The organism is Domibacillus sp. F004 (assembly GCF_057814295.1).
The window spans coordinates 1-301 of sequence record NZ_JBVATB010000045.1; the positions used below are offsets into that span (position 1 = coordinate 1).

At 69.1% G+C, this 301-nt stretch carries 1 pseudogene; it reads right to left on the bottom strand.

The annotated features are described in order from the left end of the window. A pseudogene (locus ACZYRN_RS19360) lies at positions 1–257 on the bottom strand (beta-glucosidase); the annotation flags it as partial. Positions 258–301 lie beyond the last annotated feature (44 nt).

The following is a 301-nucleotide window of genomic DNA, read 5'->3' on the forward strand; positions in this document are numbered from 1 at the left end:
GCATACACCTGCACGACGTGCTTGCCGGCTCGCTCGCCTGTGTTGGCGACGCGCACACGGAGCGCGGCACGATCGCCGGTGAAACCGTCGGTTGTCACGCTGATCAGGTCCCATGTCGTGTAGCCGAGGCCGTGCCCGAAGGGATACGCCGGTGGGGTGTCCGCGCGGAGCCAGGCGCGGTAGCCGATGTGGATGCCCTCGTCGTAGCGGAGGACACCGTTGACGGGGGTCACCTCGAGCACCGGCACGTCGTCCATGGTGACCGGCCAGGTGGTGGGAAGTCGGCCACCCGGCTCACGGG